This window comes from Janthinobacterium sp. BJB426 (assembly GCF_002735705.1).
GTDB lineage: Bacteria > Pseudomonadota > Gammaproteobacteria > Burkholderiales > Burkholderiaceae_D > Janthinobacterium.
Map to the genome: position 1 here is coordinate 101,554 of NZ_PDZL01000017.1, position 21,803 is coordinate 123,356.

Genomic DNA, 21,803 nt, shown 5'->3' on the forward strand with positions numbered 1-21,803 from the left:
AAATCAGTTGATGACGAAGGCCAGCACCACGGCGCCCAGCGCCAGCAGGGCCAGGCCGCAAAGGAACAGCAGCTCGCCCCACCATTCGTAGCGCAAGCGCGACTGGCCGGGGCGCAGCGACATGAACGACAACACGGCGCTGACGAGGAACACGATGGCATCGACAGCCAGCAGCTTGTCGATGGCCACGCGCACCTCGCCGCGCGGCGCCAGGTGGCCGATCGACAGCACCGTCATGCACACGCCGACCATCGTCGCCGACGTGGGCAGGATATGTGCCGACAAGCCCCGCGCCGACAAGCCCTGTTCAGGCGCCTTGCCGTCGCCAGCCATCAGGATTTACCTTGATTCGTTCCCGCCGGCCAGACCAGCTCCACCCGCGCGGACGATCCCGCCTTGACCTGCACCTTGCGTTCCAGTGTCTTGCCGGCCAGGGTGGCGTGCAGGCTGTAGCTGCCCGGTGCCAGTTTCGCCAGCAGGAACGGTCCGCTGGCCGTCGTTTCCAGCGCCACGACACCCTTGGCGTCGCGTATTGTCAGCTTCACGTCGGAGGCAAATTCCGCCTTGCCCGCCGCCTGCACGGAAAACACGAGGCTCAAGGGCCAATGCCGGCTGGCGCTCTGGATGGCCGTCGATTCATCGAGGCCAATGCCGCCGCTCAGGTATTCCACCGCCCCGCTCTTCTGCACGGGCGGCAGTGCGCTGTCGGTTTGCGCCTGCGCCGCACTTCCCAGCAACAGCCCGGCGGCCAGCATTGCCGCCGCCAGGGTCAAGGTACCGCGTCTGTCTGGTGCCATCTCACTCTCCTCATGTCGATTGAATCAAGATAGGAAGCGCAGCTTAGGCCAGTCTTAGGTCAGCGCCGGCGCATGGCCTCGGCGATCTTCTGGTCCGTCTTGTACTGGCTCAGCGAGTACACGGCCCAGATCGTCGCTGGCAGCCAGCCGATCAGGGTGATCTGCAGGATCAGGCAAATGATGCCGGCAATGGGGCGGCCGATGGTGAAAAAGGTCAGCCACGGGAGTATCAGGGCAATCAGCAAGCGCATCGTTCGTTCCTTGAGTATTCCCCTGTGCCGCGGGGACCGGACCGGCATGCGCCGGCGGTGAATTCAGTGAATCCGATTATAACGATACTGGCGCCTCACGGCGCTACGGGTGCCAGCAGTTTCTCCATCCATGCCAGGATGGCGGCGAAGATCACGTCGCGGTTCACTTCATTGAAATTCTCGTGATAATTGGCCGGATAGTAGTGGTAGTCGAGCAGGCCATCGGGCACGCTGCGCAACATGCTCTCCGTGGCGCGGCTGTCGGCCAGCTTGTCGTCGCCCGCCACCACGGCGAACAGGGGGAAGCGCCAGCCGGACAAGCCGCCCGCCAGTTCCTTTTGCGCCGACGTCAAGGCATGAGCAAAACGCACCGACGCCGCACTGGCACGGATGCCGTCACGCTCATCCTGGAAATGGCGCGCCGTGATGGTTTGATCGTGCGTCAGCAGCATGGTCAGGTTCCCCAGCGGCACCTTCATCGTGGGGAAACGCTGCGCCAGCCAGCCGGACAGCATCTGCAACACCTTCGGCACGGGAATCGCGTTCACATAATACGGCGACGAGATGATGAAGCCTTTGATCGCCGGATCGCCAGCAAAGCGCCGCAGCCCAAGATGGGTGGCGATCAGGCCGCCCATGGAGTGGCCCATGACGAAAATCGGCACGCCCGGATACGTGGCCTTGACCCACGCAAGGAACAGTTCCTCGTCAGCGAGGAAGGCCTCGAACGAGGGGATATCGACCTTGCGCTTGCCATCGTGGCCCACCATGTCGAAGCTGACGGTGGCGATGCCGTGCTGGCGGAAGGTCAGCGCCGGCGTGACGTAGTCGCCCGCATGCGCCATGCCGCCGTGGATCGCCAAAATCACGGCGCGGGGATGCTCGGGCTGCCAGATGTGGATCGGTCGCTCGACCTGGTCGCTGCACCGCAGGCTGGCCATCTTGTCTTCTGAAAAACGCATCGCTGCTCCTGTCATGCCCTGTCACGCCTTCAGATGATCGATCAACTGGCGCGCATACAGGGGTAATTCACTGAACTGGCGCACGCAGATTGTCAGGTTGCGTACCGACCAGGGATCGGATAATTCCATGCAGCGCAGCGCCATCGTCTGCTGGCAGCGGCTGGCAGCCGCCAGCGGCACCACGCTGATGCCCACGCCGCTGGCCACCATGCGGCAGACGGCATCGAAACTGCGCAGGCGCACGCGCACCTTCAATGGGCGCCCCAGGCGCGCCGCATGCATGCCCAGGTACTGCTGCATCGCGCTGTCGTCGGCCAGGCCGATGAAATCGTGATCCAGCACGCTGGCAAAGTCGACGACGCCATCCTGGCCGAGCGCGCGGTGGTGCACGCCGTCGGCCGCGGCGATGACCACCAGCCGGTCGGGGCGAAACAAAAACGTCTGCAAGCCGCGCATGTCGACCGAGTCGGAGACGATGCCCATGTCGGCCAGCCCTTCCGAGACGGCCTTGACGATATCGTAACTGAGGCGCTCTTCCAGGTCGATGGTCAGGTTCGGATGCCGGTCGAGAAAAGCACCGAGCGCTTCGGGCAAAAATTCGCTGAGCGCGGCCGTATTGCACAGCAGCCGCAACTGCCCTTTCAAGCCGCGCGCAAATTCGCCGAGTTCGCCGCGCATTTTCTCCATTTGCAGCAGCACCAGGCGCGCGTGATGCAGCAGGGTCTGGCCCACTGGCGTCGGCTCCACGCCGCGCCGGCCGCGCAGCAGCAGGGGCATGCCCAGCATCTCTTCCATGCCGCGCACGCGCGCGCTGCTCGACGCCAATGCGAGATGGCTGCGCGCGGCGCCCGCCGTCAAGCTGCCCGCCTCCACCACGTTGACAAATAGCTGCAAATCGACCAGATCAAAGCGCATGGCGGCTCTCCTTTTCGCCATCTTATCAGCCTTCGTATTTTACTAAGGCTGACTCAAAATAATCCGCCTTGGCGAAATCCCCGGGCAAGCGCAGAATCCACGCAAAATCACTCTGGATAAAAAAGATGGAGACGTCATTTCTGCTGGCTGTCGGCGCCAGCTTCCTCGTCGCAGGCTTCGTCAAGGGCGTAGTCGGACTGGGCTTGCCGACTGTAGCCATGGGCACGCTCAGCCTCGTCATGCCGCCCGTGCAGGCGGCCGCCCTGCTGATCGTGCCATCGATGGTGACGAATGTCTGGCAGCTGTCGGCCGGCCCCGGCCTGCGCGCCCTGCTGCACCGTTTGTGGCCCATGCTGGCGGCCGTCATGACGGGTACCCTGGCGGGCGGCGCCCTGCTGCCGAAGGGCAGCGGGGCCTGGGCCGTCGTCGCGCTGGGCGTGGCGCTGATGCTGTATGCGCTGGCCGGCCTGTTCTCGCTGCAGCTGCGCGTGCCGGCCCGGCACGAAGCGTGGCTGGGCCCCTTGGCGGGTGCGGTGACGGGACTGGTGACGGCCGCCACGGGCGTCTTCGTCATCCCCGCCGTGCCGTATCTGCAGGGACTGGGGCTGGCGCGCGATGCGCTGGTGCAGGCACTGGGCCTGGCGTTTACGGCATCGACCGTGGCGCTGGCGGCCAGCTTGGCCTTGCACGGCGACTTCAGCCTCGGCGCGGCCGGCGCCTCCGCGTATGCGCTGCTGCCGGCGCTAGCCGGCATGCTGGCCGGTCAATGGCTACGCGGACGCATCGCGCAGCAGGTATTCAAGCGATGCTTTTATATCGGCCTGTTTGCCCTGGGCTTGCACGCGGCATTGAAACCATGGCTGGCGTGATGCAGATAGACTGGCAAGGGGAAAGCGCGCTGTGCGCGTGGATCGACGGCCAGCAGGTGGCCATGCTTGACATCAGCAAGTGCGCGGACGGGGTGACGGTGAACATGCTGTTCGTGAAACCGCCATTCCGCCGGCGCGGCATCGGCGGCGCGCTGCTGCGGCGGCTACTGCAATGCCATCCGCAAGCTGGCGCCGCCTGCAGCGACCCGCGGCTGCGGGCGCTGCTGGATAAGACGACTTAAATACCGTAACGGGCGCGGTATGCCGAAACGGCTTCTTTATATTTCAGCAGTTCCGGATCGGCGCCCGCGCCGTTCAGGTAGCCAAACAAGTCGTCCAGGTTGCCGATCGAGATGACGGGGATGCCGTACTGTTTCGACACTTCCTGTACGGCCGAACTTGGCGACAGCTGGCCGTCCGGGCCCGAACGCTCCATGCGGTCCAGGGCGATCAGCACGGCGCATGGTTCGGCGCCGGCGGCGCGTATCATGTCCACCGATTCGCGCACCGAGGTACCGGCCGAGATCACATCGTCAATGATGACGACTTTGCCATGTAGCTTGGCGCCGACAATGGTGCCGCCTTCGCCATGGTCCTTGGCTTCCTTGCGGTTGAAGGCGAACGAGGTGTTGCGCCCCTTGCCGGCCAGCGCCACGGCGGTAGCCGACGCCAAAGTGATGCCCTTGTAGGCGGGGCCGAACAGCATGTCGAACTCCACGCCCGAGTCGAGCAGGGTCTGCGCGTAGAACTGCGCCAGCTCGGCCAGGGTGGCGCCGTCGTGGAACAGGCCAGCATTGAAGAAGTACGGCGACTGGCGTCCGGCCTTGGTGGTGAACTCGCCAAACCGCAAGACTCCCTTGGATACTGAAAACGCGATAAACTGCTGGCGTAAATTATTCACATTAGCCTCATTTTTTAAAAGTGCCTGTATTTTAATCCGCGCGCACCGGCGAGACAATCGCCATGCCGCGCCCGCCGGCCCCGTCCAGCGCCCTTTCACTCTCGACCTATGCCAAAAATTATTTCCGCCAACCTGAACGGTATCCGTTCCGCCGCCAAAAAAGGCTTTTTCAACTGGATGGGCACGCAGACGGCCGATTTCATCTGCGTGCAGGAATTGAAGGCGCAACTGCCCGACATGACGCCGGAATTCCTCAACCCGCACGGCTACCATGGCCATTTCCACTACGCCGAGAAAAAGGGTTACTCCGGCACGGGCGTGTACAGCAAGGTCGAACCGGACGCCGTGCATATCGGCTTCGGCAGCCCTGAATTCGATGCCGAAGGCCGCTACGTGCGCTGTGATTTTGGCAACCTGTCCGTCATTTCCGTGTATTGCCCGTCCGGTTCGTCCGGCCCCGAGCGCCAGGAAGCCAAGTTCCGCTTCATGGAACTGTTCCTGCCGCACCTGCTGGCATTGAAGGCCCTGGGCCGCGAAGTGGTCATCTGCGGCGACTGGAACATCGCCCATCACGAAATCGACCTGAAGAACTGGAAGGGCAACAAGAAAAATTCCGGCTTCCTGCCCGAGGAACGCGCATGGCTGACGCGTGTCTTCGACGAAGTGGGCTTTGTCGACGTGCACCGCGGCCTGGACAAGCGCGAAGACCAGTACACGTGGTGGAGCAACCGCGGACAAGCCTACGCGAAAAACGTGGGCTGGCGCATCGACTACCACGTCGCCACGCCAGGCATCGCAGCCCAGGCGCATACGGTCAGCGTCTACAAGGACGAGCGTTTTTCCGACCACGCACCGCTGATCATCGATTACACGATCAAGGGCTAAGCTTCTAGGCTGCGCCGACTTTCAAAACGGCGCGGCTCGCCGCTCAACGGATCCGTGAAATCAATCGCCCGCGCCAGCAACTGCAAGGGCTGCGACATGTCGTCTTCCTTGCACGGCAAGGCCACCGGGTAAAACGCATCGTTGACGATGGGGATACCCAGCGAGGCCAGGTGCACGCGCAGCTGGTGCTTGCGGCCCGTGTGCGGCTGCAGCCGGTACAGGTTCACGTCGCCGCGCTCCTCAATCACGTCGATGACGGTTTCCGAATTCGGCTCCCCCGCTTCCTCGCGCATGAGGAAAAACTGCGCGCCCTCGACCATGCGGCTGCGGTAGGTAAATGGAAAATCGCGGCCTGCCAGCACGGGCGCCAGCGCCTCGTACGTCTTGCGCACTTCGCGGCGCTGGAACAGCGACTGGTAGGCGCCACGGCTGGCCACCTGCCGCGAAAAAATCACCACGCCGGCCGTCTCGCGGTCGAGGCGGTGGATCGGCGTCAGCTCGGCGCAATCCAGGTTTTTCTTCAGCCGCGTCAGCAGGGTCTCCTGCACGAAGCGCCCGGCCGGCGTCATGGGCAGGAAGTGCGGCTTGTCGACCACGATCAAATGTTCGTCCTGGAACAGGATGGCTTCCTGGAAGGGGATCGGCGTTTCCCGTTCCAGCTCGCGGTAGTAAAAAATGCGCATGCCGCGCCGGTATGCACTATCGGGCGCCAGCACGGCGCCGTCGCCATTGACCACTTCGCCGCGCGCCATGCGGTCCAGCCATTGCGCCGCGCTGATCTGCGGATAGCGTTCGAGCAGAAACGTCAGCATGTCGGGCCACTGCCCGTCCGGCAGCCACAGGTAGCTGGGCGCCACGCCGTCGCGCATGGGCAAGGGTGCGGCAACGTGACGACTGGACATCCTAGCGCTGCGCGATGGCGTTGCTGCGGTATGGCGGCAAGGCGTCCACGCTGACGCCCTTGCTGCGCGCGTACAGGGGCAACACTTGCGCCATGTGGCTGTTCATCTGCGAAATGCGGTCTTTGCCCGACGGGTGGGTCGAGAGGAATTCCGGCGGCGCACCCGCGCTCACGGCTGCCATCTTCTGCCACAGCACCACACCGGCGCGCGGATCGAAACCGGCGCGCGCGGCCAGATCCATGCCGATCAGGTCCGCTTCGCGCTCATCGTCGCGCGAGAACTTCAGCATCACGCCCTTGGCCGCCATGTTCGTGGCGGTGCTGGTCAGATTCGGGTCGACGCCGAGCCAGGCCGACAGGCCCGCACCCACCAGCTTCGAGCCGACGGCGGCCAGGTTGCCCTTGCCGGCCTGCGCCTGCGAGTGTTCGCGCAGGGCGTGCGAAATTTCATGGCCCATGACGACGGCCACTTCATCGTCGGTCAGATTCAGCTTGGTGATGATGCCGCTGTAAAAAGCGATCTGCCCGCCCGGCATGCAAAAGGCATTGACCTCGTCCGAGTTGAGCAGGTTGATCTGCCAGTTCCAGCTGGCCGCCGCCTCGTTCCAGCGCGTGGCGAAGGGGATGATGCGCTGGGCGATGGCGCGCAGGCGTTTCACCTGCGGATCGCTGTCGGGCACCAGCGCATTTTTTTCCTTCGCTTCGTTGACCAGCTGCGTATATTGCTGCTTCGATTCTGCATTGAAATCGGCACCGCCGGCAAAGATGCGCGTAGTCGACAAAGGACGCACCTTGATGCCATCCTGTACTGTCGCCTGCTGGGCGTGGACGGACAGGGGCGCCAGTGCGGTGGCCGCGCACAGGCTGGCCAGGACGGTGTAACGTTTAAGGGATATTGGTGCCATTGGCAGACCTCCATGGAGCGATTTTAGGCAGCATCATCATGGCCGGGAAGGCCAGGAAGAAGCACACGATGAAAAACGAGAACCAGCCCAGCTCGGCGACGAGGAAGCCCACCGATGCATTGATCAGGGTGCGCGGCACGGCGCTCAGGCTGGAAAACAGCGCATACTGCGTGGCCGTGTAGCGCGGATCCGTGGTGCGCGACAGGAACGCGACAAAGGCGGCCGCGCCCAGGCCCAGGCTGGCGAAAGCTTCAAAACCGATCACGGCGCTGAGTAGCATGGTGTTCGGCCCCACCTGCGCCAGCCAGGCGAATCCGAGAATCGCGACCGCCTGCAATGCGCCAAACACCCACAGGCCCCGGTTGATGCCCAGCTTGAGCATCCATATGCCGCCCACCACGCCGCCGGCCAGGCTGGCCCAGAAACCCGTGGTGTTGGCGGCCAGGCCGATCTGCGTCATGCTAAAACCCAAGTCAAGGTAAAACTTCGTCGCCAGCGCCGTGGCCATGCTGTCGCCGATTTTGTAGAGTAATACGAAGGCGAGGATCCACATTGCGTTACGCCAACCATCGCGCGCGATGAATTCCTGGAACGGCAGAATGATCGCTTCGCGCATGGTTTTCGGCGGCGAGCCGTACACGGTGGGTTCCTTGATCAGCAGGGTGCAGACAAACCCCGGCAGCATGAAGGCGGCCGTGATCCAGAAAACGGGCTGCCACGGCATGCGGTCGGCCAGGATCAGCGACAGCGCGCCCGGCACCATGCCTGCCACTTTATACGCGTTGACGATGACGGCGGCGCCCAGGCCCTGCTCATTGTCGCTGAGGATTTCGCGCCGGTAGGCGTCGATGACGATGTCCTGGCTGGCCGACAGGAAGGCCACGCCGCCGGCGGCGGCAGCGATCAGGCCAATCTGCGTGAGCGGGTCCAGCATGCCCATGCCGCCGATGGCAAAGAACAGCGCCACTTGCGTCAGCGCCATCCAGCCGCGCCGGCGTCCCAGGCCCAGGATGCGGTAGCGGTCCATCAGGGGCGCCCACAGGAATTTCCAGATATACGGGAACTGCACCAGGGCGAACAGCCCCAGCGCCTTGACGTTCAAGCCCGACTTGGCCAGCCATGCCTGCAGCAGATACAGCAGGATGAACAGGGGCAGACCGGAACTGAAGCCCAGGACCAGAACGGCTAGCATGCGGCCATTGGCATGGGAACGCCAGCCTGGCACCGGGCTTGTGGTCATCAATGCACCGCTTTTTTACGCAGGCGGAAGACGGCCAGGTCGCCGCGCAGGTTCGGCAGCACGGAGACCATCTTGCCTTCGGCCAGGGCCACGCATTCGATCACTTCCAGGCCGCATTCCTCGGCCAGTTCGCGGAAGTCGTTGATGGTTGCGCAGCGCACGTTGGGCGTGTCATACCACTGGTACGGCAGCGATTTCGACACGGGCATACGCCCTTTCAGCAATGCCACGCGGTGCGGCCAGTAGGCGAAGTTGGGGAACGAGACGATGGCCTCGGCGCCGACGCGCACGATGTCGCGCAGCAGCGGCTCGACCTGCTTCATCATCTGCAAGGACGACAGGCACAACACCGTATCAAAACTGTTGTCGCCAAAGATGGCCAGGCCCTTTTCCATGTCCTGCTGGATCACGTTGACGCCACGCAGGGTGCTGGCCAGCACCTTGTCATCGGCGATCTCGATGCCGTAACCGCTGCACTCCTTGTCGCTTTGCAGGTACTGCAGCATCACGCCTTCGCCGCAGCCTACGTCCAGCACATGCGCGTTGTTCGGCACCCAGTGGGCGATAAAGGCCAGGTCGGGGCGCAGCGCGCTCAATTCGTCAAAAGTCATGCGATCTCCTTGGCGCCCTGGCGGACGGCGGTGTGCTGTGCAGGAGCGGGCAAGCCCGCCCCGATGTCGTTCCATACCTGGCCATAATAGGCGCGCACCATGTTCATGTAGCGCGCGTCTTCCAGCAAAAAGGCGTCGTGGCCGTGCGGCGCATCGATTTCCGCATACGTGACCTGGCGGCGGTTGCACACGAGCGCTTCGACGATTTCGCGGCTGCGCTCGGGCGAAAAACGCCAGTCGGTGGAAAACGAGGCGAGGAAGAACTTGGCCTTGGTGCCCGACAGGGCCTTGGCCAGGTCGCCGCCATGCGCGCGCGCCGGATCGAAATAGTCGAGCGCCTTGGTAATCAATAAATACGTGTTGGCGTCGAAGTATTCGGAGAACTTGTCGCCCTGGTAGCGCAAATACGATTCGATCTCGAAGTCGATGCCGAAACCGAATTTGTAGTCGCCCGTCTGCGCCGCATCGCGCAGCTTGCGGCCGAATTTCTCGGCCATGTCGTCATTCGACAGATAGGTGATATGGCCCACCATGCGCGCCACGCGCAAGCCGTTCTTCGGCACCACGCCGTGCGCATAGAAATCGCCGCCATGGTAATCGGGATCGGACAGGATGGCCTGGCGCGCCACGTCATTGAAGGCGATATTCTGCGCCGACAGCTTGGCCGTCGAGGCGATTACCACGCAGTGGCGCAGGCGCTCGGGGAACATGATGCTCCACGCCAGCGCCTGCATGCCGCCCAGCGATCCGCCCATCACGGCGGCGAACTGCTTGACGCCCAGTTCATCGGCCAGGCGCGCCTGCGCACTGACCCAGTCTTCCACCGTGACGACGGGGAAGGAGGCGCCATACGGCTTGCCGGTGGCGGGATTGGTGTGCATGGGGCCCGTCGAACCGAAGCAGGAACCCAGGTTGTTGACGCCGATGACGAAGAATTTGTTGGTGTCGAGCGGCTTGCCGGGACCAACCATATTGTCCCACCAGCCCGTGCTTTTCGGTTCGTCCGCGTAGACGCCGGCCACGTGGTGCGAGGCGTTCAGGGCGTGGCAGACCAGCACCGCGTTCGATTTGTCGGCGTTCAGGGTGCCGTAGGTTTCATACATCAACATATAGTCTTGCAGCGATGCTCCGCTTTGCAGCTGCAAGGGTTGCGCAAAATACATGGTTTGCGGCGAAACGATTCCAATGGATGACATGTGTGTCGGTTTATAAAAGGAGGTTGGCCCCACGGGCCATAGTCGATGCAGCACCGCGATGATAGGTGCTGCAACTTTAGCATCAGGACACATCTTGCCGCGCGCGACGTGTCCTGATGCCGATAGGGTGACAGTTTACATGAGCTGCAACTGTTGTACGGCTTCCGCGATCACATTTGGTTCCATGGAACGCATAATTTTGCGCATTTGTGGCGCAATCAGGCCCAGGTCGCTGTTGAGGATCTCTTGCTTGACCGCCAATAGTTGCGCCGGATGCATGGAAAACTCGCGCAGCCCCATGCCCAGCAGCAAGCGCGTAAGCTTCACGTCGCCCGCCATTTCGCCGCAGACGGCCACGTCGATGCCCGCCTTGTGGCCGGCGGCGATCGTCATGGAGATCAGTTGCAGCACGGCCGGGTGCAGCGGATTGTACAAATGCGCCACTTCGTAGTCGACGCGGTCGATGGCCAAGGTGTACTGGATCAGGTCATTCGTGCCGATCGACAGGAAATCCATGCGCTTGACGAACATGGGCAAGGCCAGCGCGGCGGCGGGAATCTCGATCATGGCGCCCACCTCGACCTCGTCGTCAAACTTGACGCCCTCTTCGCGCAGGCTGGCCTTCGCTTGCGCGATCATGGCCAGCGACTGGTCGATCTCGAAGGCATGCGCCAGCATGGGGATCAGGATGCGCACCTTGCCGAAGGCGGAGGCGCGCAGGATGGCCCGCAGCTGCGTCAGGAACAATTGCGGTTCGGCCAGGCAATAGCGGATGGCGCGCAGACCCAGCGCGGGATTCAAGGCCGTATGGTCGGCCTGGTCGAGCGGCTTGTCGGCGCCGATGTCGAGCGTGCGGATGGTCACCACGCGCCCTTTCATCGATTGCACCGTGTTGCGGTAAGCCTCGAATTGCTCGTCCTCGGTGGGTATCTTGTGGGCGCGGCCCATGAACAGGAATTCGGAGCGGAACAGGCCCACGCCGCTGGCGCCCGATTCCAGGGCAAACGGACAATCCTCGGGCAACTCGATATTCGCCAGCAGGGTGACGGGCGTGCCGCACTTGGTCACGGCCGGCGTCTTTTTCAGCTTGCCCAGCTTCTTGCGCGCGCGCTGCATGGCCACCTGACGCTCGCGGTACTGCTCCAGCACCAGCGCACTGGGGTTGGCGATGACGACGCCGGCATCGCCGTCGATGATCAGCCAGTCGTCCTGGTCGATCAGCATCGACGCCTGCGACATGCCGACGGCGGCCGGGATATCGAGGCTGCGCGCGACGATGGCCGTGTGCGAGTTCTGCCCGCCCACGTCGGTGATGAAGCCGATGAAGGAGCGGTCGCGGAACTGCAGCATGTCGGCCGGTGAAATATCGTGGGCGACGACGATCATCTGCGCCAGCAATTCATCGTTGGCCGCCGCTTTCGGCAGCAGCTGTTCCGTGCCCAGCAAGACCTTCAGCACGCGTTCGGCCACCTGCTGGATATCGGCCTTGCGTTCGCGCAAATACGGGTCTTCGATTTCGTCGAACTGGGCCGATAATTCATCAATTTGCGTCAACAGCGCCCATTCGGCGTTGTAGTGGCGCGAGCGGATGATGTCGAGCGGCGCTTCGGCGATCATCGGGTCCGACAGGATCAGCGCATGCACGTCGATGAACGCGCCCAGTTCCGTGGGGGCGTCCTTCGGCAGCTCGTTCCACAGGGTTTGCAATTCCTTGTGGACGGCGGCGATGGCGTTTTGCAAACGCTGGACTTCGGCTTCGATCTGTTCCTGGGCGACCAGGTAGTGTTTGACGTCAAGGGCGGCCGGCGCCAGCAGATGCGCGCGGCCAATGGCGATGCCGCGGGAGACCGGGATGCCGTGGAGCGTGAAAGATGCCATGGGGTGACCTGTCGGAATGCGGCTGCGGCTGCGTTCGGCGGGCATTACTCGCCTTCGCCAAACCTGTCATTAATCAGGGCGGTGAGCGCATCGACACATGCCAGCTCATCATCGCCCTCGGCTTCCAGGGTCACTTTCGCGCCCTTGCCGGCGGCCAGCATCATCACGCCCATGATGGACTTGGCGTTGATGCGGCGCGCGTTGCGGGTCAGCCAGACGTCGCTCTTGAACTTGGCGGCGAGCTGGGTAAATTTGGCGGAGGCGCGTGCGTGCAATCCCAGCTTGTTGATGATTTCGAGTTCTCTTTGAATCATTTTTGTATGGTCTCTATCCCTGAATGCACTACGCTGATGACAATCTTGGCCTATAAAACCCGCCGCCTTCAGGGCGGCGGCCATGCACTTCCTTATTCTCCCACGCGGATGCGGTTATCGACGCGCACGGCGCCGCTTTGCGCACCGGCCAGTGCCATCTCCACCACCACATCGAGCGTGTCGCGACGATATGTGATGGCGCGCAGCAGCATCGGCAGGCTGATGCCGGCGATGACTTCCACGCGGCCCGCATCGGCCAGCTTGTTGCAGCAGTTCGACGGCGTGCCGCCCTTCACGTCGGTAATCACCAGCACGCCGGAGCCGTCGTCGAGGCGGCAGATGGCGTCCGATGCCAGCTTCTGCACTTCCGCCAGGTCCTGGTCGGCGACGACATCGATGGCTTCAAACCGCTCCGTTGGCCCCCGGAACACATGCGCGCAGGCGGCGATGAACGCCTGTCCCAGCGGTGCATGTGTCATGAGCAAAATCCCTACCATAGTCATTTCACCTTCTAGCGCTGCTGCGCTTGCGCAACGCCATGCTCGACGGCGTCGACAAACATGGCCGCCACGTCAAAGCCCGTCTGCTGCATGATTTCCTGGAAGCAGGTCGGGCTGGTGACATTGACTTCCGTCAGATAGTCGCCAATCACGTCCAATCCTACCAGCATCAGGCCACGCGCGGCCAGGATAGGGCCCAGCTTTTCAGCGATTTCCAGGTCGCGCGCCGTCAAGGGCTGCGCCACGCCCGTGCCGCCGGCTGCCAGGTTGCCCCGTACTTCGCCGGCCTGCGGGATGCGCGCCAGCGAAAACGGCACCGGCTTGCCGCCGATGACGAGGATGCGCTTGTCGCCCTTGTCGATGTCGGGGATAAACCGCTGCGCCATGATGGTTTGCGCGCCGTTCTCGCTGAGAGTCTCGATGATGGCGCCCAGGTTCAGGCCATCTGCCTTGACGCGGAAGATGCCCGTGCCGCCCATGCCGTCGAGCGGCTTGAAAATGACGTCCTGGTGCTTGGCGTGGAAGGCGCGCAGGCGCGCTTCGTTCGACGTCACCAGGGTCGGCGAAGTGAATTCGGAAAACTGCGCAATGGCCAGCTTTTCATTGTTGTCGCGGATGGCCGACGGCTTGTTGAAGACGCAAGCGCCCTGCTTTTCCGCCAGTTCCAGCAGATACGTGCCGTACACGTATTCCATGTCGAACGGCGGGTCCTTGCGCTCGATGATGGCGTCCAGGGTCGACAGGCGCACTTCTTCGATGGAGACGACCTTGTACCAGTCATGTTCGTCGCCCGTCAGCTCGATGTGCTGTACCCGTGCCGTGACGATGCCCTCTTCCAGCGCCATGTCCTTCTGTTCGAAGGCATACACGGCATGGCCGCGTTTGGCCGCCTCGCGCATCATGGCGAAGGTGGAATCTTTGTAAGTCTTGAAGCCTGCCAGCGGGTCGGCAAGGAATGCAATTTTCATGGTGCGTCCAATCGGGGAACCTGGATAAGGAATGCTTGATTCTAGCCGAGATCGCCAGGCGCGGTAGTCACCGCGCCCGGCAAGTCTCCTTGATGGATCAATACACCTCGGGATTCGGGTCCGTGCGCTCCATTTCCAGCGACGCGGCCAGCAAGGCCAGGCGCGCCACCACGCCATACACATAGAAGCGGTTCGGCGCGGCCGTGCCCGGCTTGGCCTTCAAGTCCGGTACGGCATGCTGCTGGGCAAATGCCAGCGGCACGTACTGCGAACCGGGCGCGTTCAGGTTCTGGTCCACGCCCCGCTCCGCGTGCACGCGGTAGAAACCGCCCACCACGTAGCGGTCGATCATGTAGACGACCGGTTCGGCCACGGCATCCTTGATGCTTTCGAAAGTCGGCACGCCTTCCTGGATGATCACGTCGGTCACCAGCTGGCCATCCTTGACGATGGACATTTTTTCGCGCTGCTTGCGCGACAGGTCGCGCACTTCGCTGGCGTCGCGCACCGTCATGATGCCCGTGCCATACGTGCCCGCGTCGGGCTTGACGATGACAAACGGCTTTTCCTTGATGCCGTATTCCTTGTATTTCTTGCGGATCTTGGCCAGCAGCACGTCGACGCTGGCGGCCAGCGCATCTTCGCCCTCGCCTTCCTGGAAATTGACGTCGCTGCACTTGGCGTGGAAGGGATTGAGCATCCACGGGTCGACATCGATCATCTTGCCGAATTTCTTCACCACTTCATCGTAGGCCGTGTAGTGGTTGCTCTTGCGGCGCAAGGCCCAGCCCGCGTGCAAGGGCGGCAGCAGGCTTTGCTCGTGAATATTTTGCAAGATATCGGGGATGCCGTCCGACAAGTCGTTGTTCAGCAAAATCGTGCACGGGTCGAAATCCTTCAAGCCCAGGCGGCGGCCATTGTTCAGGCGCACGAGCGGCTCGATCACCAGCATGTTGCCATCTGGCAACGCCAAGGGTGTCGGCTGGGTGATCTCGGGCGACCACGAACCCAGGCGCACGTGCAAGCCCGTCTGGCGGAAGATCTGCATCAAGCGCGCCACGTTTTGCAGGTATTGCGGCGTGGTATTGTGCAATTCCGGCACCATCAGCAGGTTACGGGCGTCCGGGCAATACTTGTCGATGGCGGCCATGGCCGCCTGCACGGACAGGGGCAGCATTTCCGTGGCCAGGTTGTGAAAACCGCCTGGAAACAGATTGGTATCGACGGGCGCCAGCTTGTAGCCGGCATTGCGCAAGTCTACCGAGCAATAGAAAGGCGGCGTGTGCTCTTGCCACTCCATGCGAAACCAGCGCTCAATGGCCGGCGTCGCGGCCAGAATCTTTTTTTCGAGGTCGAGCAGCGGTCCGGTCAGGGCCGTGACGAGATGGGGAACCATAGTTACATCCTTAAATTATGTGCAGTATTCAAAAAAGCACACAGAACTGCCGACTATATTACCGTGTAAGTACCCCAAATCGGGGCAAAAGCCTTGTTTTAAAGACCTTTTACATTCCCACAACGAAAAAAAGGCACCTCAATGAGGCGCCTTTTCCGGCCGGACATGCCGCGCCGGGGCGCTGGCATGCCAGATAATTGCTATTTAGCCATGGTACGCTTGCTCGCCGTGGCTCGTGATATCGAGGCCTTCGCGCTCTTCTTCTTCCGGTACGCGCAGGCCGATGACGATGTCGACCAGTTTATAGGCGATGACGGAAACGATGGCCGACCAGAGGATGGTGGTGCCGACCGCTTGCGCCTGTACCCACACCTGGTGGCCGATCGAGTACGGATCTGCCGACATCTTGTTGGTGACATAGTCGAAGATGCCCTGGCCGCCCAGTTGTGGTGCAGCAAACACACCCGTCAGCAAGGCACCGAGGATACCGCCCACGCCATGCACGCCGAACACGTCGAGCGAATCATCGGCGCCGATCAGGCGTTTCAGGCCATTTACGCCCCACAGGCAGACGACACCGGCCAGCAAGCCGATAACCAGGCCGCCCATCGGGCCGACAAAGCCGGCCGCCGGGGTGATCGCCACCAGGCCGGCCACGGCGCCGGACGCGCCACCCAGCATGGAAGGCTTGCCCTTGGAAATCCATTCGCCAAACACCCACGACAGGGTGGCGGCAGCCGTTGCCAGCAAAGTGTTGACAAAGGCCAAGGCCGCCACGTCGCCCGCTTCCATCGAGGAACCGGCATTGAAACCGAACCAGCCCACCCACAGCAGCGATGCGCCGATCATGGTCATCGTCAGCGAGTGCGGTGCCATCGATTCGCGGCCGTAGCCAACGCGCTTGCCGATCATGATGGCGCCCACCAGGCCGGCAACGGCGGCGTTGATGTGCACCACGGTGCCGCCGGCGAAGTCCAGCGCGCCTTTTTGCCAGATCCAGCCAGCTTTCAGGGCTTCGCTGGCCGAGGTGGCGGCGTTGGTGATCAGGTCAGGACCGGTCCAGAACCACACCATGTGGGCCGCTGGCAGGTAGGCGAACGTGAACCACAGCACGACGAAGGCCAGCACGGCGGAAAACTTGGCGCGCTCGGCAAAGGCACCGACGATCAGTGCGCAGGTGATGGCGGCAAACGTGCCCTGGAAAGCAACGAAGACGAACTCGGGAATGACGACGCCCTTGCTGAAGGTGGCGGCGGCGGCAAACGTGCCCTTGGCCGGATCCCAGATGCCGTTCAGGAACAAGCGGTCGAAGCCACCGAAGAAGGCGGTTTTTTCCGTGAAGGCGATCGAGTAGCCATAAATACACCATAGCACGATGACCAGCGCGAACACCATGAACACTTGCATCAGCACCGACAGCATGTTCTTGGAGCGCACCAGGCCGCCGTAGAACAGGGCCAGGCCGGGGATCGTCATCAAGATCACCAGCAAGGTGCTGATCATCATGAAACTGGTGTCACCCTTGTTGGCGACGGGTGCGGCGGCTGGCGCAGCAGCGGCCGGGGCCGGAGCGGCAGCAGCCGGTGCTGTTGCGTCAGGCACCGGCGTGACGGCGGGGGCGGCAACGGCCGTGGTCGTGGCCGCCTCCGTCTTGGCAGGTGCATCGGCAAAGCTCGGCGTGGCAATGCCAAACGCACACAGGCAGGCTATCCCAGCTAGCAATTTTGTTATATTTTTATGCATCAATATTCCCCTTAGAGCGCTTCGTTGCCGGTTTCACCGGTACGGATGCGGATGACCTGTTCCAGGTTGTAGACGAAAATCTTGCCATCACCGATTTTACCGGTACGCGCGGCGCCTTCGATCGCTTCGATGGCCTGGTCGACAATGGCGTCATCGACGGCCGCTTCAATCTTGGTCTTTGGCAAGAAATCAACGACATACTCGGCGCCACGGTAGAGTTCCGTGTGACCTTTCTGGCGGCCGAAACCCTTGACTTCCGTGACGGTAATGCCTTGCACATTGATAGCCGACAAAGCTTCGCGTACTTCGTCCAGTTTGAACGGTTTAATGATTGCAGTAATCATTTTCATGGCAGTCTCGCTTAAAAGGTTTTGGACACGGTCAGCACGAGACCGGATTTCGCCAGATTCTTGCCATTCGGTGCCACAGACACGATATTGGCCTTGACGGCCGCCAGGGAAACGGTCGCCATGCCAAAGTCCTTGGTCACGCCGATCTTGTAATCGCTGTAGCTGAGGGAATCGTTGTGCTCGACCTTCTGACGGCCCACATGCAGGTTCAGCATGTAGCCATCATGCACCTCGACGTTGGCGCCCACGTCGAGGTAGCCGCTGTTCTTGCTGTCGGCAACACCGAACAGATTGGTGGTCGAATGCGAGTATTTGATATACATCGGGCCATAGCCGAGCTGGCCGTACAGCTCGAACGTGTTGGCATTGGTGCTCAGTCCATTCGAGGGATAGAAATAGTACAGGCCGCCCACGTCATAGGTAAAATCCTTGCTGATCTCGCCCCGCTTGCCGCCGTAGATATCCCATTCCAGATTCGTATCGCCGCCGCCGTCCTTGATCCATTTGATGCTCGACAGCCAGGTGCCCACATACAGGCCCGTCGGGTTATGGGTATAGTCGGCACCGCCGCTGATGGCCGGGTTCAAGCGGCTTTGCGAGATGCCGCGGTAACGGTAGTCGCTGGTCAGCGCCACGTTGTAGCTCACCACGTTATCAGGTACGACTTCGGCCGCAGCAGGCGCCGCCACTGCATCCTGGGCCATGGCGCTACCGCACACGGCGGTCATGGCCAGCGTCAACGCTGCAGCTAAAGTCATGTTCTTGGACAGATTCTTCATGGCGATTCCCTTTTATTGAACTTTTAAAGCGGTTGAGGTTTAAAATCTTGGCTGGAGATCACAAAGCGTTCATACCTTCTTTAGCAGAATACGTGCCAGCTCTCTTGCCACCTTGACAGGTGCGTTTCCGGCCATACATACCCTGCAAGCCTCTGGGCATGCGGGTACGGGCTGCTGAAGCATTGTGAATTTGCCCAGTTTCGCACCAGATTAACGCCGCTGTGCACCGCAATGGTGCGATGCACAGGCCGCACCATAAAAGGACTGACCATGGACATGAATACCTTCTTTAACGACTTGCAAGGCAAGATCCATCAAGCCATCGAAAACTCGCCGGCCAAGGATATCGAGAAAAACGTGAAGTCGATGATGACCCAGGGCTTCGCCCGCCTCGATCTCGTCACGCGCGAAGAATTCGATATCCAGGCGCAAGTGCTGGCCAAGACGCGCGCCAAACTGGACGCACTGGAATTGCGCCTGATCGAACTGGAAACGCACCTGAACGATCCAAAAGCCTGAACCGCTGCTGCACGCAGGGCGCCGTAATCGGCGACCTTGCTGGCATACCTCAAGCCTCCCCCTTTTTCAAGCGCTAGACTGATCCTGCCCGCGTCCGCGCTACAGGGGAGTCTGATGAGCCTGGCCGTCCTGAAAAGCCGCGCCCTGGCCGGCATGGAGGCGCCCGAGGTAAGTGTCGAAGTCCACCTTGCCAATGGCTTGCCTTCGTTTACGATTGTCGGCCTGCCGGATACGGAAGTGAAGGAGTCGCGCGACCGCGTGCGTGCCGCGTTGCAAAACTGCGGCTTTGAGATGCCGGCGCGGCGCATCACGGCCAATCTGGCGCCGGCAGACTTGCCCAAGGAATCGGGCCGCTTCGACCTGCCCATTGCGCTGGGCATTCTGGCCGCCTCCGGCCAGTTGCCGGGCGACCAATTACATCACTATGAATTCGCGGGAGAACTGTCGCTGTCAGGCCAGTTGCGTCCCATCCGCGGCGCCCTGGCCATGACCTTTGCCATGCAGCGCAGCCAGCCGGGTGCGCCACGCGCCTTCATCCTGCCGCAGGCGAACGCGGACGAGGCCGCTCTCGTCAGCGATGCCTGCATCTATCCCGCCCACAGCCTGCTTGAGGTCTGCGCGCATTTTGCCGCGCACGCCAACCAGACGGCCTTGCAACGCCACCAGCCCGTGCTGGCAGCGCACGCTTTTCCCTATCCCGACTTTGCCGACGTGCAAGGGCAGCAACAGGCGCGACGCGCACTGGAAGTGGCCGCAGCGGGCGGTCACAATGTCCTGATGGTGGGACCGCCGGGCGCAGGCAAGACCATGCTGGCCAGCCGCTTTCCCGGCGTGCTGCCGCCCATGAGCGATGAAGAGGCGCTGGAATCGGCTGCCGTGCATTCCTTGGGCGGCCACTTCAAGGTGGAGCACTGGAAACGCCGCCCCTATCGTGCCCCGCATCAGACCGCGTCCGGCGTGGCCCTGGTGGGCGGCGGCAACGTGCCGCGTCCGGGAGAAATCTCGCTGGCCCACTGTGGCGTGCTGTTTCTCGATGAAATTGCCGAATTCCAGCGCCGGGTGCTCGATGTGCTGCGCCAGCCCATGGAGTCGGGCGTGATCAGCATTTCACGCGCGGCCCGCCAGGCCGAGTTTCCTGCCCGTTTTCAATTGATCGCCGCCATGAATCCCTGTCCGTGCGGCTATCTGGGCCACGCCTCCGGCCGTTGCCGTTGCACGCCAGACGCCGTGTTGCGCTATCACAATCGCCTGTCCGGCCCGCTGCTCGACCGCATCGACCTGCAAATTGAAGTGGCCGCCATGCCGCCGGCGGCGCTGGGGCGGCATGCCCGCGCCGGCGAAAGTACGCAAGCCATCGCCACCAGGGTAGCGGCAGCCTATGCCTTGCAGTTGGCACGCCAGGGAAAAGCGAACCAACGGCTGAGCAACACGGAAATCGAACAGCATTGTTGCTTGGAAACGCATGGCGAACAGTTGCTGCATGGCGCCATGACGCGATTGCACTGGTCCGCGCGCACCTACCACAGGGTATTGCGCGTGGCGCGCAGCATCGCGGACCTGGCCGGCAGCCCCGCCATCGCGCAGCCGCATGTCGCCGAAGCGATCCAGTACCGGCGAGTGCTACGTGAAATATAAGGCGGCCAGTGAACGCCACGCGCGCGCGATTGCGCGTGAGTGGCGGCGCTGCTACCATCTGCTGATGAAAAAAACATCACTTGCCCTCTTCCTGGCGACGCTCGCGGCTGCCAGCATCCTGTCCGCCTGCAGTCCGAAATTCGACTGGCGCGACTATCGCAGCCCCGACGCCCAGTTCACGGCCTTGTTTCCAGGCAAGCCGGCCGTGCTGACACGCGAGATTGATCTCGATGGCAAGAAAGTCAGCCTGACCATGACGGCCAGCGAGGTCGATGACAATACCTTCGCCATCGGCAGCGCCGTGCTCGACAGCGCAGAACAGGCGCAAGCGGCCCTGCCCGCCATGCAGACGGCCCTGTTGAAAAATATCAACGGCAGCGTGCGCAGCGAAAAATCGGCGTCGGCTGCCAGCAGCACGGCGGCCGGGACGCACCAGCGCAGCTCGCTCAGCATCGAAGCGACGGGGATGCAGCAAGGCAAGCCCGTCCTGCTGGTCGGGCGTTTTGTGGCGCAGGACAAACGCATCTTCCAGATCATCATTGTCGGTGAAGAAAGCAAGCTGTCGCGTGACACCATCGACACGTTCATGGACTCGGTGAAACTGGATTGAGACTTAACGCTCGCTTAAACGGGTGTTGTCGCGGCAAGCAAGCTCTTGTAAATACGTGCGTTGTCCAACAGATGGCCCTATCCGGCTTGCAAATATGCAATCCGGGCAAACGGACGGCCTGTGCGACATTTCAAGTCGTGATATTGTTTCGACACTAACAACAAGTTTCAGAAAGCGCTTATGTTGATCTCATTCAAATCCAAATCCTCCCCAGAAGTGCTGATGTACCAGGAACATGCCCAGCGCATCCTCGACATCCTGCACAAGAACCCCACGCGCGGCGTCATCACGCCAGCTGAAGCGGGCGATGCCCTGGCCCTGCTGGAAAAAGAAGTCGCGGAAAGCAAATTGCATCCGGAAAATGACATCGAACACGATGCGCATACCCCGGAAACCCTGGAAGATGGCGAAACGGGCGCCCATGCGCGCGCGCAAAAAGTGCATTTTTCGCAGCGCGCCTATCCCCTGATGGAAATGCTGCGCTCGGCCAAGGCGGAAAATGAAAGCATCACCTGGGGCATCTGATCCGATGAACGCTGCAGACGAAAAAAAACCCCGCATCTAGCGGGGTTTTTTTATATAACAAGCCTGACGATAACCTACTTTCACACTGGTTGCAGCACTATCATCGGCGCAAAGTTGTTTCACGGTCCTGTTCGGGATGGGAAGGGGTGGGAC

The 21,803-nt window shown here is 61.9% G+C and carries 26 protein-coding genes and 1 rRNA gene; 7 read left to right on the forward strand and 20 right to left on the reverse strand.

Going from position 1 to position 21,803, the window contains the following annotated elements; all coding sequences use genetic code 11:
* Positions 1-3: 3 nt before the first annotated feature.
* From CSQ93_RS22725 to CSQ93_RS22745, 5 genes are all read right to left on the reverse strand, one after another.
* The gene (locus CSQ93_RS22725; RefSeq protein WP_099379991.1) at positions 4-333 is read right to left on the reverse strand and encodes a hypothetical protein; all 330 of its coding nucleotides are present in this window, start codon (positions 331-333) and stop codon (positions 4-6) included.
* Complete coding sequence (locus tag CSQ93_RS22730) at positions 333-797, reverse strand: carboxypeptidase-like regulatory domain-containing protein (protein ID WP_158301325.1); 465 nt, start codon at positions 795-797, stop codon at positions 333-335. The genes CSQ93_RS22725 and CSQ93_RS22730 overlap by 1 nt, the downstream gene beginning before the upstream one ends.
* Before the next feature lie 59 nt (positions 798-856).
* Complete coding sequence (locus CSQ93_RS22735) at positions 857-1,048, reverse strand: YqaE/Pmp3 family membrane protein (RefSeq protein WP_099379993.1); 192 nt, start codon at positions 1,046-1,048, stop codon at positions 857-859.
* A 95-nt stretch (positions 1,049-1,143) separates the two neighbouring features.
* On the reverse strand, positions 1,144-2,010 hold the full coding sequence (locus CSQ93_RS22740) for an alpha/beta fold hydrolase (RefSeq protein ID WP_099379994.1): 867 nt from the start codon (positions 2,008-2,010) through the stop codon (positions 1,144-1,146).
* Positions 2,011-2,031: 21 nt separating this feature from the next.
* Positions 2,032-2,925 carry a LysR substrate-binding domain-containing protein gene (locus tag CSQ93_RS22745; RefSeq protein WP_099379995.1) on the reverse strand — a complete coding sequence of 298 codons (894 nt, stop codon included), beginning with the start codon at positions 2,923-2,925 and terminating at the stop codon, positions 2,032-2,034.
* Positions 2,926-3,050: 125 nt separating this feature from the next.
* Between CSQ93_RS22745 and CSQ93_RS22750 the strand changes: the two genes are divergently transcribed.
* Positions 3,051-3,794, forward strand: coding sequence for a sulfite exporter TauE/SafE family protein (locus CSQ93_RS22750; protein WP_099379996.1), 744 nt, complete (start codon positions 3,051-3,053; stop codon positions 3,792-3,794).
* Complete coding sequence (locus CSQ93_RS22755; protein ID WP_233516303.1) at positions 3,794-4,036, forward strand: GNAT family N-acetyltransferase; 243 nt, start codon at positions 3,794-3,796, stop codon at positions 4,034-4,036. The genes CSQ93_RS22750 and CSQ93_RS22755 overlap by 1 nt, the downstream gene beginning before the upstream one ends.
* Here CSQ93_RS22755 and pyrE read toward each other — a convergent pair.
* Positions 4,033-4,695 (reverse strand): orotate phosphoribosyltransferase, encoded by a 663-nt coding sequence (gene pyrE / locus CSQ93_RS22760; RefSeq protein ID WP_099379998.1) that lies wholly within the window; start codon positions 4,693-4,695, stop codon positions 4,033-4,035. The two genes, CSQ93_RS22755 and pyrE, sit on opposite strands and share 4 nt — an antisense overlap.
* Positions 4,696-4,803: 108 nt before the next feature.
* Between pyrE and CSQ93_RS22765 the strand changes: the two genes are divergently transcribed.
* The gene (locus CSQ93_RS22765) at positions 4,804-5,580 is read left to right on the forward strand and encodes an exodeoxyribonuclease III (RefSeq protein ID WP_099379999.1); all 777 of its coding nucleotides are present in this window, start codon (positions 4,804-4,806) and stop codon (positions 5,578-5,580) included.
* Here the strand turns inward: CSQ93_RS22765 and CSQ93_RS22770 are convergent.
* The 13 genes from CSQ93_RS22770 to CSQ93_RS22830 all read right to left on the reverse strand — a co-directional run bounded on the left by CSQ93_RS22770 (position 5,577) and on the right by CSQ93_RS22830 (position 18,361).
* Positions 5,577-6,482 (reverse strand): RluA family pseudouridine synthase, encoded by a 906-nt coding sequence (locus CSQ93_RS22770; RefSeq protein ID WP_099380000.1) that lies wholly within the window; start codon positions 6,480-6,482, stop codon positions 5,577-5,579. The genes CSQ93_RS22765 and CSQ93_RS22770 overlap by 4 nt on opposite strands.
* Position 6,483: 1 nt before the next feature.
* A complete protein-coding gene (locus tag CSQ93_RS22775) occupies positions 6,484-7,386 on the reverse strand; it encodes a M48 family metallopeptidase (RefSeq protein ID WP_099380001.1) in 903 nt (300 codons plus the stop codon).
* The gene (locus CSQ93_RS22780; protein WP_099380002.1) at positions 7,367-8,626 is read right to left on the reverse strand and encodes an AmpG family muropeptide MFS transporter; all 1,260 of its coding nucleotides are present in this window, start codon (positions 8,624-8,626) and stop codon (positions 7,367-7,369) included. Before CSQ93_RS22780 ends, CSQ93_RS22775 begins: the two co-directional genes overlap by 20 nt.
* Entirely contained in the window at positions 8,626-9,237 is a 612-nt protein-coding gene (metW, locus tag CSQ93_RS22785; protein WP_070222822.1) for a methionine biosynthesis protein MetW, read from the reverse strand. The genes CSQ93_RS22780 and metW overlap by 1 nt, the downstream gene beginning before the upstream one ends.
* Complete coding sequence (metX, locus tag CSQ93_RS22790; protein WP_099380003.1) at positions 9,234-10,433, reverse strand: homoserine O-succinyltransferase MetX; 1,200 nt, start codon at positions 10,431-10,433, stop codon at positions 9,234-9,236. Before metX ends, metW begins: the two co-directional genes overlap by 4 nt.
* A 135-nt stretch (positions 10,434-10,568) precedes the next feature.
* Entirely contained in the window at positions 10,569-12,311 is a 1,743-nt protein-coding gene (gene ptsP / locus CSQ93_RS22795; protein ID WP_099380017.1) for a phosphoenolpyruvate--protein phosphotransferase, read from the reverse strand.
* 44 nt (positions 12,312-12,355) lie between these two features.
* A complete protein-coding gene (locus tag CSQ93_RS22800; RefSeq protein ID WP_099380004.1) occupies positions 12,356-12,625 on the reverse strand; it encodes an HPr family phosphocarrier protein in 270 nt (89 codons plus the stop codon).
* Between the two features lie 92 nt (positions 12,626-12,717).
* Positions 12,718-13,122: a PTS sugar transporter subunit IIA gene (locus CSQ93_RS22805; protein ID WP_035824452.1), complete on the reverse strand. Its 405-nt coding sequence runs from the start codon at positions 13,120-13,122 to the stop codon at positions 12,718-12,720.
* A gap of 14 nt (positions 13,123-13,136) precedes the next feature.
* The gene (gene gshB / locus CSQ93_RS22810) at positions 13,137-14,093 is read right to left on the reverse strand and encodes a glutathione synthase (RefSeq protein ID WP_099380005.1); all 957 of its coding nucleotides are present in this window, start codon (positions 14,091-14,093) and stop codon (positions 13,137-13,139) included.
* Positions 14,094-14,190: 97 nt separating this feature from the next.
* Positions 14,191-15,489, reverse strand: a complete 1,299-nt coding sequence (gene gshA / locus CSQ93_RS22815; protein WP_071079543.1) for a glutamate--cysteine ligase — start codon at positions 15,487-15,489, stop codon at positions 14,191-14,193.
* Positions 15,490-15,693: 204 nt separating this feature from the next.
* Positions 15,694-17,232, reverse strand: a complete 1,539-nt coding sequence (locus CSQ93_RS22820) for an ammonium transporter (protein WP_099380006.1) — start codon at positions 17,230-17,232, stop codon at positions 15,694-15,696.
* Positions 17,233-17,243: 11 nt separating this feature from the next.
* A complete protein-coding gene (locus CSQ93_RS22825) occupies positions 17,244-17,582 on the reverse strand; it encodes a P-II family nitrogen regulator (RefSeq protein ID WP_010393464.1) in 339 nt (112 codons plus the stop codon).
* A gap of 11 nt (positions 17,583-17,593) precedes the next feature.
* The gene (locus tag CSQ93_RS22830; protein ID WP_099380007.1) at positions 17,594-18,361 is read right to left on the reverse strand and encodes a TorF family putative porin; all 768 of its coding nucleotides are present in this window, start codon (positions 18,359-18,361) and stop codon (positions 17,594-17,596) included.
* 270 nt (positions 18,362-18,631) lie between these two features.
* On the opposite strand from CSQ93_RS22830, the gene CSQ93_RS22835 reads away from it, so the two are divergent.
* The 4 genes from CSQ93_RS22835 to CSQ93_RS22850 all read left to right on the forward strand — a co-directional run bounded on the left by CSQ93_RS22835 (position 18,632) and on the right by CSQ93_RS22850 (position 21,650).
* Entirely contained in the window at positions 18,632-18,880 is a 249-nt protein-coding gene (locus CSQ93_RS22835) for an accessory factor UbiK family protein (protein ID WP_099380008.1), read from the forward strand.
* Positions 18,881-18,994: 114 nt separating this feature from the next.
* Positions 18,995-20,515, forward strand: a complete 1,521-nt coding sequence (locus CSQ93_RS22840; protein ID WP_099380009.1) for a YifB family Mg chelatase-like AAA ATPase — start codon at positions 18,995-18,997, stop codon at positions 20,513-20,515.
* A 64-nt stretch (positions 20,516-20,579) separates the two neighbouring features.
* Positions 20,580-21,125, forward strand: a complete 546-nt coding sequence (locus CSQ93_RS22845; protein WP_099380010.1) for a hypothetical protein — start codon at positions 20,580-20,582, stop codon at positions 21,123-21,125.
* 180 nt (positions 21,126-21,305) lie between these two features.
* Positions 21,306-21,650 carry a DUF1840 domain-containing protein gene (locus CSQ93_RS22850; RefSeq protein WP_034749443.1) on the forward strand — a complete coding sequence of 115 codons (345 nt, stop codon included), beginning with the start codon at positions 21,306-21,308 and terminating at the stop codon, positions 21,648-21,650.
* A 61-nt stretch (positions 21,651-21,711) separates the two neighbouring features.
* Here CSQ93_RS22850 and rrf read toward each other — a convergent pair.
* Positions 21,712-21,803: ribosomal RNA gene (gene rrf, locus CSQ93_RS29800) — 5S ribosomal RNA — on the reverse strand; the annotation flags it as partial.

What these genes read in the sequence shown, in the direction of transcription:
- gshB (WP_099380005.1), bottom strand. Translation starts at nt 14,093, where the DNA reads ATGAAAATTGCATTCCTTGCCGACCCGCTGGCAGGCTTCAAGACTTAC.
- CSQ93_RS22775 (WP_099380001.1), bottom strand. Translation starts at nt 7,386, where the DNA reads ATGGCACCAATATCCCTTAAACGTTACACCGTCCTGGCCAGCCTGTGC.
- CSQ93_RS22830 (WP_099380007.1), bottom strand. Translation starts at nt 18,361, where the DNA reads ATGAAGAATCTGTCCAAGAACATGACTTTAGCTGCAGCGTTGACGCTG.
- CSQ93_RS22730 (WP_158301325.1), bottom strand. Translation starts at nt 797, where the DNA reads ATGGCACCAGACAGACGCGGTACCTTGACCCTGGCGGCGGCAATGCTG.
- CSQ93_RS22800 (WP_099380004.1), bottom strand. Translation starts at nt 12,625, where the DNA reads ATGATTCAAAGAGAACTCGAAATCATCAACAAGCTGGGATTGCACGCA.
- CSQ93_RS22725 (WP_099379991.1), bottom strand. Translation starts at nt 333, where the DNA reads ATGGCTGGCGACGGCAAGGCGCCTGAACAGGGCTTGTCGGCGCGGGGC.
- CSQ93_RS22780 (WP_099380002.1), bottom strand. Translation starts at nt 8,626, where the DNA reads ATGACCACAAGCCCGGTGCCAGGCTGGCGTTCCCATGCCAATGGCCGC.
- CSQ93_RS22825 (WP_010393464.1), bottom strand. Translation starts at nt 17,582, where the DNA reads ATGAAAATGATTACTGCAATCATTAAACCGTTCAAACTGGACGAAGTA.
- ptsP (WP_099380017.1), bottom strand. Translation starts at nt 12,311, where the DNA reads ATGGCATCTTTCACGCTCCACGGCATCCCGGTCTCCCGCGGCATCGCC.
- CSQ93_RS22840 (WP_099380009.1), top strand. Translation starts at nt 18,995, where the DNA reads ATGAGCCTGGCCGTCCTGAAAAGCCGCGCCCTGGCCGGCATGGAGGCG.
- CSQ93_RS22820 (WP_099380006.1), bottom strand. Translation starts at nt 17,232, where the DNA reads ATGCATAAAAATATAACAAAATTGCTAGCTGGGATAGCCTGCCTGTGT.
- CSQ93_RS22755 (WP_233516303.1), top strand. Translation starts at nt 3,794, where the DNA reads ATGCAGATAGACTGGCAAGGGGAAAGCGCGCTGTGCGCGTGGATCGAC.
- metX (WP_099380003.1), bottom strand. Translation starts at nt 10,433, where the DNA reads ATGTCATCCATTGGAATCGTTTCGCCGCAAACCATGTATTTTGCGCAA.
- CSQ93_RS22805 (WP_035824452.1), bottom strand. Translation starts at nt 13,122, where the DNA reads ATGGTAGGGATTTTGCTCATGACACATGCACCGCTGGGACAGGCGTTC.
- CSQ93_RS22835 (WP_099380008.1), top strand. Translation starts at nt 18,632, where the DNA reads ATGGACATGAATACCTTCTTTAACGACTTGCAAGGCAAGATCCATCAA.
- CSQ93_RS22735 (WP_099379993.1), bottom strand. Translation starts at nt 1,048, where the DNA reads ATGCGCTTGCTGATTGCCCTGATACTCCCGTGGCTGACCTTTTTCACC.
- CSQ93_RS22750 (WP_099379996.1), top strand. Translation starts at nt 3,051, where the DNA reads ATGGAGACGTCATTTCTGCTGGCTGTCGGCGCCAGCTTCCTCGTCGCA.
- CSQ93_RS22740 (WP_099379994.1), bottom strand. Translation starts at nt 2,010, where the DNA reads ATGCGTTTTTCAGAAGACAAGATGGCCAGCCTGCGGTGCAGCGACCAG.
- metW (WP_070222822.1), bottom strand. Translation starts at nt 9,237, where the DNA reads ATGACTTTTGACGAATTGAGCGCGCTGCGCCCCGACCTGGCCTTTATC.
- CSQ93_RS22850 (WP_034749443.1), top strand. Translation starts at nt 21,306, where the DNA reads ATGTTGATCTCATTCAAATCCAAATCCTCCCCAGAAGTGCTGATGTAC.
- CSQ93_RS22745 (WP_099379995.1), bottom strand. Translation starts at nt 2,925, where the DNA reads ATGCGCTTTGATCTGGTCGATTTGCAGCTATTTGTCAACGTGGTGGAG.
- CSQ93_RS22845 (WP_099380010.1), top strand. Translation starts at nt 20,580, where the DNA reads ATGAAAAAAACATCACTTGCCCTCTTCCTGGCGACGCTCGCGGCTGCC.
- CSQ93_RS22765 (WP_099379999.1), top strand. Translation starts at nt 4,804, where the DNA reads ATGCCAAAAATTATTTCCGCCAACCTGAACGGTATCCGTTCCGCCGCC.
- gshA (WP_071079543.1), bottom strand. Translation starts at nt 15,489, where the DNA reads ATGGTTCCCCATCTCGTCACGGCCCTGACCGGACCGCTGCTCGACCTC.
- CSQ93_RS22770 (WP_099380000.1), bottom strand. Translation starts at nt 6,482, where the DNA reads ATGTCCAGTCGTCACGTTGCCGCACCCTTGCCCATGCGCGACGGCGTG.